The sequence below is a fragment of the Streptomyces sp. XY431 genome (assembly GCF_001279805.1).
GTDB classification, from domain to species: domain Bacteria; phylum Actinomycetota; class Actinomycetes; order Streptomycetales; family Streptomycetaceae; genus Kitasatospora; species Kitasatospora purpeofusca.
In genome coordinates, this window is sequence record NZ_LGDO01000507.1 from 95390 (window position 1) to 102915 (window position 7526).

Here is a 7526-nt window from a genome sequence, read left to right on the forward strand (position 1 = left end):
CCGTGGCCCCCTGCCCGGGGGCCCGGCCCGGTAGCCACCACCAGACTCCGAAGAGGCAGAACACAGATGAGTGAGCTGCGGCTGACCACGCTGACCCTGCCGACCGCCCCGGTCGGCCCCGTCAACCCCCTTCCGCCGCTCTTCGCCGGCGCCGACCTCCACGAGGTCGCCGACGCGAGCCAGGCCGACGACGAGATGCGGCACAACATCGGCTACGGCCGGGTGCCGTCCGTCATGCCGTACCTGATGCAGGACGGCTACACCCGCGAACGGGCACCCGCCGAACACCCGGCCGCGGTCCTCGAGAACGCCACCCTGCGGGCCACCTTCCTGCTCGGCGCCGGCGGCCGGCTCCGGTCACTGGTCCACAAGCCGACCGGACGCGAACTGCTCTTCCGCAACCCGGTGTTCCAGCCCGCCAACCTCGCACTGCGGGGCGCCTGGCTGGCCGGCGGCGTGGAGTGGAACATCGGCACCATCGGCCACGCCCCCACCACCTGCGAACCCCTGCACGCCGCCCGCGTGCTGCGCCCGGACGGCACCCCCGTGCTCCGGATGTGGGAGTACGAGCGGATCCGCGGCGTGGTCTTCCAGATCGACGCCTACCTGCCGGACGACTCGCAGGTGCTGCTCGTCCACGTCCGGATCACCAACCCGCGCGACACCACGGTGCCGATGTACTGGTGGTCGAACATCGCCGTGCCGGAGGCACCCGACGTGCGGGTGCTCGCCCCCGCGGACGCCGCGTGGCAGTTCTCCTACGACCGCCGGGTCCGCCATGTCGCCCTGCCCGCCCCCGACGGGCGGGACCTGACCCGCACCACGCGGTCCCCGGACGCGGCCGACTACTTCTTCGACGTCCCCGACGGCAGCAGGCGCTGGATCGCCGCACTCGACGGGGGCGGCCAAGGCCTGGTCCAGGTGTCGACCGACCGGCTGCGCGGCCGGAAGCTGTTCCTGTGGGGGCAGGGCGAGGGAGGCAGACACTGGCAGGACTGGCTGTCCGGGCCCGGGAACGCCTACCTGGAGATCCAGGCCGGCCTGGCCCGCACCCAGCTCGAACACGTGCCGATGCCCGCCGGCGCCCGCTGGTCCTGGGTGGAGGCCTACGGGCTCCTGGCGGCCGACCCCGCCGACGTCCACGGCGAGGACTGGGCCACGGCCCGCGAAGCGGCCCGCGCGGGCGTCGACGCACTCGTCCCGCAGAGCGTCCTGGACGCCGAACTCGCCTCCGCCGCGGCGTGGGTGGACCAGGAACCGGGCAAGATCCTGTCGACCGGCTCCGGCTGGGGAGCCCTGGAACGCCACCGGCGTGCCCACGCCGGCGAGCCCTCCTTCGCACCGTCCGGCACGCCGTTCCCCGACACGACGCTCGGCCCCGAACAGGAGCCGTGGCTGGAGCTCCTCGCCCACGGGCGCCTCACCCCGGCCGAGCCGGCGCAGGCACCCGCCTCCTACCAGATCGACCCCGCCTGGGAGAAGCCGCTCCGGGACGCGGACGGCTGGCTCGCCCTGCTGCACCTCGGCGTCCTGCGCGCCTACGCCGCAGACCCGGAGGAGGCCCGCGAGAGCTGGCTGCGCTCGATCGACAGCCGCCCCACCGCCTGGGCCTGGCGCAACCTCGCCGCCCTCGCCGACCGCGCCGGTGACCTCACCGAGGCCGCCCGGGCCTACCGCGAGGCCCTTCGGCTGGAGCCCGCCCTGGTGCCGCTGGTCCTGGAGAGCGCCGCGGTCCTGCTGCGTGCCGGAGCGCCGCAGGAAGTCCTGCGCCTCCTCGCCGCCCTGCCCGAAGCCCAGCGCCCACTGGGCCGGGTCCGCTGGGCCGAGGCGCGCGCCGCACTCGACTCCGGCGATGTGGAGCGCTGCGGCAGGCTGCTCCGGGAGGGCATCGAACTGGCCGACGTCCGCGAAGGCGAGGGCTCCCTGCACGAACTCTGGTTCGCCCACCGGAGTGCGGCCGGCGCCGCCGGGGCCGATCTGCCGCTGCCGCGGTCGTACGACTTCCGCATGCTGGCAGCGGACGGCACCGGCTGACCGGCTGACCGGTTGCACGGAGGCGGAGCATCGGTCCCGTCAGGACCGGACCGGCCGGTGCGTGCCCCCAGCGAGCGACGGTCGGCGGGGCGGTCGGTGCGCCCGATCACGCGGGGGGTCAGTCGAGACAGAACTCGTTGCCCTCGACGTCCTGCATCACGAGGCAGGACTCGTTGTAGCCGTCGGCGCGCAGCAGGTAGAGGCGGGTCCCGCCGAGGGCCTCCAGGCGGGCGCACTCGGCTTCGAGGGCGGCGACGCGCTCCTCGCCGACGAGGCCGGTGCCGACGCGGACGTCGAGGTGGAGCCGGTTCTTGACGACCTTGCCCTCGGGGACCCGCTGGAAGTAGAGGCGCGGGCCCACGCGTTCGGGGTCCTGCGCGACGAAGCCGGCGCCCTGGCGCTCGCTCGGCAGGCTGCGGTCGTAGTCGGCCCAGGAGGCGAAGCCCTCCGGCGCCGGCGGGACCACGTAGCCCAGCACCTCGCACCAGAACCGCGCGACCCGTTCGGGTTCCGCGCAGTCGAAGGTGATCTGGACCTGCTTGACCGATGCCATCCGTCCTCCGTCGCACACACTGCCACTGCCGGCCGGGGCCGTCCCCCGGAGATCGTTCACGGCGGACGAGCCTGCCACAGGGTCGGTCCGGGCTCAAACGGTTTTCCCGACGACGCGGCGAACGGGGTGTCGGCGGACCAGGGAGAGGAACACCGTGCCGACGGGCTCTTCGAGGCTGTCGTCGGGGACGGGAGAGGGAGGGAGGGGGACGGAGGGGCGTCGCTTTGGGTGTCGGAGCGGTTACTCATGGGCAGTCTCCGGGGCGGACGGCCGGGCAGCGGCATCCGCCCCGGCGACAGCTACCGCAATAGGAGGACGGCATGAGTAACGACGACGGTCGAGCGATCGGCGAGCGGGCCGAGGCAGCCGGAGCCGGCCAGGCCGGGGCGGGCGAACACGAGGAGGCGTTGCGGGCCTCCGCCGCCTTCCTCATCGACGAGGCGCTCGGATTCCTGTTCCCCGCCGCGCTCCGGGCCGCCGCCGAGGTCGGGGTCGCCGACCACCTCGCGGCCGGGCCCACCCTCCCCGCCGAGCTCGCCGCCGCGACCGGCACGGACGCCCGCAATCTGCACCGGGTGCTGCGGCTGCTCGCCACCCGGGGCATCGTGACCGAGGACGAACAGGGCCGCTTCGCCCTGACCGGGGCCGGGCAGGCGCTGCGCAGCGATGTCCCGCACTCGGCGCGGACAGCGATCGGGATGCTCACCGACCGCACCATGTGGGGGCCCGCCGGAGAGCTGACGCACTGTCTGACCGAGGGCGCCACCGCATTCGAGAAGCTCTTCGGCATGCCGTTCTTCGACCACTTCGCCAAGGACGAGCGCACCGCCGCCGTCTTCCACGTGGGCATGGCGGCGATGTCCGATCCGGAGAACGCCCCGATCGCGGCCGCCTACGACTTCCCCGCGAGCGGAACCGTCGTGGACATCGGCGGCGGCCACGGCGGACTGCTGCTGGAGGTGCTGCGCCGCAACCCCGGTCTGGAGGGCGTGCTCTACGACCGCTCGCACGTCCTCGCCGGGAACCGGCTGGACGCGCACGGGGAGATCGCGGGCCGCTGGACGCCGCAGGACGGCGACTTCTTCTCCTCCGTGCCGTCGGGCGACGTCCACCTGCTCAAGCGGATCACCCACGACTGGGACGACGACAGTTGCGTGACCCTGCTCGGCCACTGCCGACGCGCCCTGCGGCCGGGCGGCCGGGTCCTGGTCCTGGACGCCGTGGTGCCGCCGGGCAACGTCCCCCACCAGTCGAAGGCGCTGGACCTGATGATGATGGCCTCCCTCACCGGGCGTGAGCGGACCGAGGCCGACTTCACGGAGCTCTTCGGGCGGGCCGGCCTGCGGCTGTCCCGGGTGATCCCGACCTCGACGGTGCTGTCGGTGGTCGAGGGCGTCGTGGCCTGAGCCGACCTGACGAGCTGACGACCTGACAGGCTGACGAGCTGACGGACGGGAGCGGGCCGAGGCCGACCCGCTCCCGTCCGGCGCGACTCCGGCACGACGCCGGCGTGACGCCGGCGTGACGCCGGAACAGCTCAGCCGGCGGGCTGCCAGAGCTCGATGCGGTTGCCCTCCGGGTCGGTGACCCAGGCGAACCGTCCGACGCCCTCCATCTCCTGCACGTCCTCCGCAACGTCGGCGCCCCCGGCCCGGAGCTGGGCGAGCATCGCGCCGAGGTCGCGGACGCGGAAGTTCAGCATGCTCTGCTGGCTGCGGGCGCCGAAGTAGTCGGTGGCGGCCTCGAAGGTCGCGAAGACGGTCGGCCCCTGCTCCTGCTGCCACAGGCCGTGCTCGTCCGTGTCCAGGCCCAGGCTCTCGCGGTACCAGGCGGCCAGGGCCGCCGGGTCGGTGGCACGCAGGAAGTAGCCGCCGATGCCGAGGACGCGTTCCATGTTCCGGTTCCTGTTCTGTCGGGATGGGGGCGGTGGCCCATCCTCGCACCGGCGGGGCCGCCCCCGGCCGATGGCCGGTGACGACGGCGAGTTCCCCCAACGCTCGGAATATTGAATTCCGCTTCCGGAATCGAAAAGATTTCCCCCGCCCGGACCGCCTGATATTCCGTCAGAAGTTCTCCCACGACGGAACACCCGTGGCGAATAAGGAGATCGGGGAGCAACCGAACGAATCGCCCTCGATCCGGAATGACGGCGTCTCACGATTGGTCCAGACCATTTCTCAAACCCCAGCTCAGCGGCTCGCGAGCGGGTGAGACGTCTCAAAGCCCGCTTCCCCCCTCGAACCGGCCCGGCCGTTCCGGCACAGTCGTTCCTCGTCGGGCGGTGCACAGCCCGGAACCGATCCGGGAAATCGACCGGCGCCTCAACGGCGAAGGCGCACGGAATTCCCGATCCACCGATGGAGAGGCATGAACATGAAGAAGAAGATCGCGGCCGGCGTACTCGCCGCGGCCACCCTGGGCTCGGTGCTCCTCGGCGCCTCCGCGCCGGCCTTCGCCAGCAGCGGCGGCTGCGTCAGCGGCGACGCGTGCCTCTACTACAGCCCGAACCTCCAGGGCGCCAAGTTCGGCAAGGGCGAGTTCGGCAACTACGACGGCACCTTCGGTGGCGGCGGCGCCGGCAACGGCCAGCCCGTCCTGAACAACGCCGCCTCGGTGTGGAACATGGACCACTACCACAACCTCCGCATCCACTACCGCGAGTTCAGCATCCGCGACAGCGGCCCGAACCAGTTCGTCCCGCACGACCAGTCGGCGAACCTGGGCTACGTGTCGTGGAACGGCGGCTCGGTCAACATGCGCAACAACAACCACTCGCAGAGCTGGGAAACCCTCTAACCAGCACCGACCCGGGTGCCGGGCCCCGATCCGCTCGGGGCCCGGCACCCGGGTCGCTCCCGCCCCGCCGACCCACCCGCCGTACTGCCCGCCCAGCCGCCCGCGGCACCGCGCGGGCGGGTGCCCGAGGAGCCTCGCATGACACCCCCGCGCCGCGGCCGCCCGCTGCCGGTCCTGCTGCTGACCGCCACTCTGACCGCCGCCCTGGCCCTGACCGCCGGCTGCGCCTCCGGTCCCGCCGGAACCACCGCCGCGCCGCCGCCGCCGCCGTCCACCACGCTCGCTCCGATGGAGCCGCCGCCGATCGGCGACGTCCCCCGGTTGAGCCGGGTCGACGACCGCACCCTGCCGATCGAGGCGTACCTGCTGAGCGGGGAGCAGTTCCGGCAGCTCGACGCCGCCCAGGGCGTGCTGGTCACCCGGTGCGTACGGGGGTTCGGCCTGGACTACTCCGCGCCGACCCCGACCGCGCCCACCACGACCCAGACCACCCACCGGTACGACCCGGTGGAGATCTCCGACGTCTCCGCGAACGGCTACCACTCGCCGGACCGGGACCGCGGGAAGAAGCCGGGCGCGGCGCCGTCCCTCAGCCCCGACGTCACCACCGTGCTCGGCGCCGGCCTCGGTCCGGACGGCAGGCCCGCCCCCGGCACCGCCGCCGAGTACCGGGACAAGCAGCTGCCGTCCGGCGGGTGCATCGCGGACGCGCAGCGGCAACTGGCCGCGCGCGGCGGCACCGGGCGGGACGCCGAGGTCGCGATGGGGATCAACTACGAGGGCTTCGAGCGCTCGCGGCAGGACCCGCGGGTGCTGGCCGTCTTCCGGGACTGGTCGCGCTGCATGACCGAGCGCGGGTACTCCTACGGCACGCCCGGGGACGCGCTGAAGGACCCGCGCTGGGGCGCCACCGCGACCCCGTCGGCCGAGGAGATCGCCACCGCCACCGCGGACGTCGAGTGCAAGGCGCGGGTCAACGTGGTGGGCGTCTGGTTCACGGTCGAGTCCGCGTACGAGCAGGAGCTGATCCGGCTGAAGCAGCCGGAGCTCGCGGCGGCGAGGGCGGGCAACGACGCGATGCTGGAGGTCGCGAAGTCCGTGACGGCTACGGGCGTCTGAGCTGCGGACGTCTGAGCTGCGGGCTTACGAGCGTGCAACGGGGGCCGTCGGCCCGGACGCGTCGGGGGACGACGCGTCCGGGCCGGCGGCGTGTCCGGACCTGTGGCGCGTGCCGTCAGTTGACGTGGACCACCGGGGAGCCCGCTTGGCTGGAGTCGGCCAGCGGGCCGTAGGTCGCCGAGAAGTAGCCCTCGCCCGGACAGAGGCCCGAGCCGCCGCTCTTGACGAAGTGCTCGTTGCGGAAGCTCAGGGTGTGGGTGGCGTTGTCGGAGGTGCCCGTGAAGGCGCCGCTGAGCTGGTAGGTGCAGGTGAGGGTGCCGAACCAGCTGTTCAGCACCGCCGAGGCCTGGATCGGGCCGGCCGAGCCGGCGGCGAGGACGACCGGCTGGCCGCCGCCGAGCGAGAGGTTGTAGGCGAGGTTGCCGACCGTGAGGCTCTTCACCGAGGTGACGCCGGTGACATTGGCCGTGCAGGAGCCGAAGCTCATGCCGGTCAGCGAGGCGGTCGCCGTCCCCGGCGCGTCGGGGTTGGTCAGGGCCCGGGCGGTGAACGGCGAGACGCCGCAGGTCACGCCGGTGGCGCCGGTGGTGGCCGAGTAGAAGGTGGCCTTGGTCCCGGCGGCGAGCGACGCCACCAGGGTGTCGCCCGCGGCCACGGCCGCGCCGGCGGCGTCGCCGGTGGTGAGTACCGGGACGGCGGCGGGGGCGGCGGACGCCGGGACGGCGCCGACGGCCAGGGTCGCGGCGGACGCGGCCAGGGCAAGGCAAGTGCGGATACGCATGGGGGCCTCGTTCTCGGTGGGGGGACGGCGAGCGGGCACGCTTCCGGAGCCCGGACGGGGGGCGGAGGTGGGGGTTACCGGGAGCTGACTACGTTGTAGAGCGGTGTCCATGCACCGTCAAGGAGCCTGGCGCGACTTGTTGACGAATCGTCAGCAAGACACCGCACGCCTCTTGCCAGCGGCACCGGGCGCTCCCTACCGTCGAGTACCCCCGGAGCACCGCTCTCCAAGGAGCCCCCGATG

Annotated in this window: 7 protein-coding genes; 4 read left to right on the forward strand and 3 right to left on the reverse strand. The window is 73.3% G+C overall.

Annotation, left to right across the window (positions count from 1 at the left end; translation table 11 throughout):
• Window positions 1-66: 66 nt before the first annotated feature.
• Window positions 67-2034, forward strand: coding sequence for a DUF5107 domain-containing protein (locus ADK60_RS37215; RefSeq protein WP_053651226.1), 1968 nt, complete (start codon window positions 67-69; stop codon window positions 2032-2034).
• A 118-nt stretch (window positions 2035-2152) separates the two neighbouring features.
• Here ADK60_RS37215 and ADK60_RS37220 read toward each other — a convergent pair whose 3' ends face one another.
• Window positions 2153-2587: a VOC family protein gene (locus ADK60_RS37220; protein WP_053651227.1), complete on the reverse strand. Its 435-nt coding sequence runs from the start codon at window positions 2585-2587 to the stop codon at window positions 2153-2155.
• A gap of 320 nt (window positions 2588-2907) precedes the next feature.
• Between ADK60_RS37220 and ADK60_RS37225 the strand changes: the two genes are divergently transcribed.
• Window positions 2908-3993, forward strand: a complete 1086-nt coding sequence (locus ADK60_RS37225; RefSeq protein WP_079009017.1) for a methyltransferase — start codon at window positions 2908-2910, stop codon at window positions 3991-3993.
• A 131-nt stretch (window positions 3994-4124) separates the two neighbouring features.
• Here ADK60_RS37225 and ADK60_RS37230 read toward each other — a convergent pair whose 3' ends face one another.
• The gene (locus tag ADK60_RS37230; protein ID WP_053651228.1) at window positions 4125-4481 is read right to left on the reverse strand and encodes a VOC family protein; all 357 of its coding nucleotides are present in this window, start codon (window positions 4479-4481) and stop codon (window positions 4125-4127) included.
• Between the two features lie 479 nt (window positions 4482-4960).
• Between ADK60_RS37230 and ADK60_RS37235 the strand changes: the two genes are divergently transcribed.
• A complete protein-coding gene (locus ADK60_RS37235; protein WP_159400735.1) occupies window positions 4961-5383 on the forward strand; it encodes a hypothetical protein in 423 nt (140 codons plus the stop codon).
• 138 nt (window positions 5384-5521) lie between these two features.
• A complete protein-coding gene (locus ADK60_RS37240) occupies window positions 5522-6502 on the forward strand; it encodes a hypothetical protein (protein WP_053651230.1) in 981 nt (326 codons plus the stop codon).
• A 115-nt stretch (window positions 6503-6617) separates the two neighbouring features.
• Here the strand turns inward: ADK60_RS37240 and ADK60_RS37245 are convergent, their stop codons facing one another.
• Complete coding sequence (locus tag ADK60_RS37245; RefSeq protein ID WP_053651231.1) at window positions 6618-7283, reverse strand: hypothetical protein; 666 nt, start codon at window positions 7281-7283, stop codon at window positions 6618-6620.
• Window positions 7284-7526 lie beyond the last annotated feature (243 nt).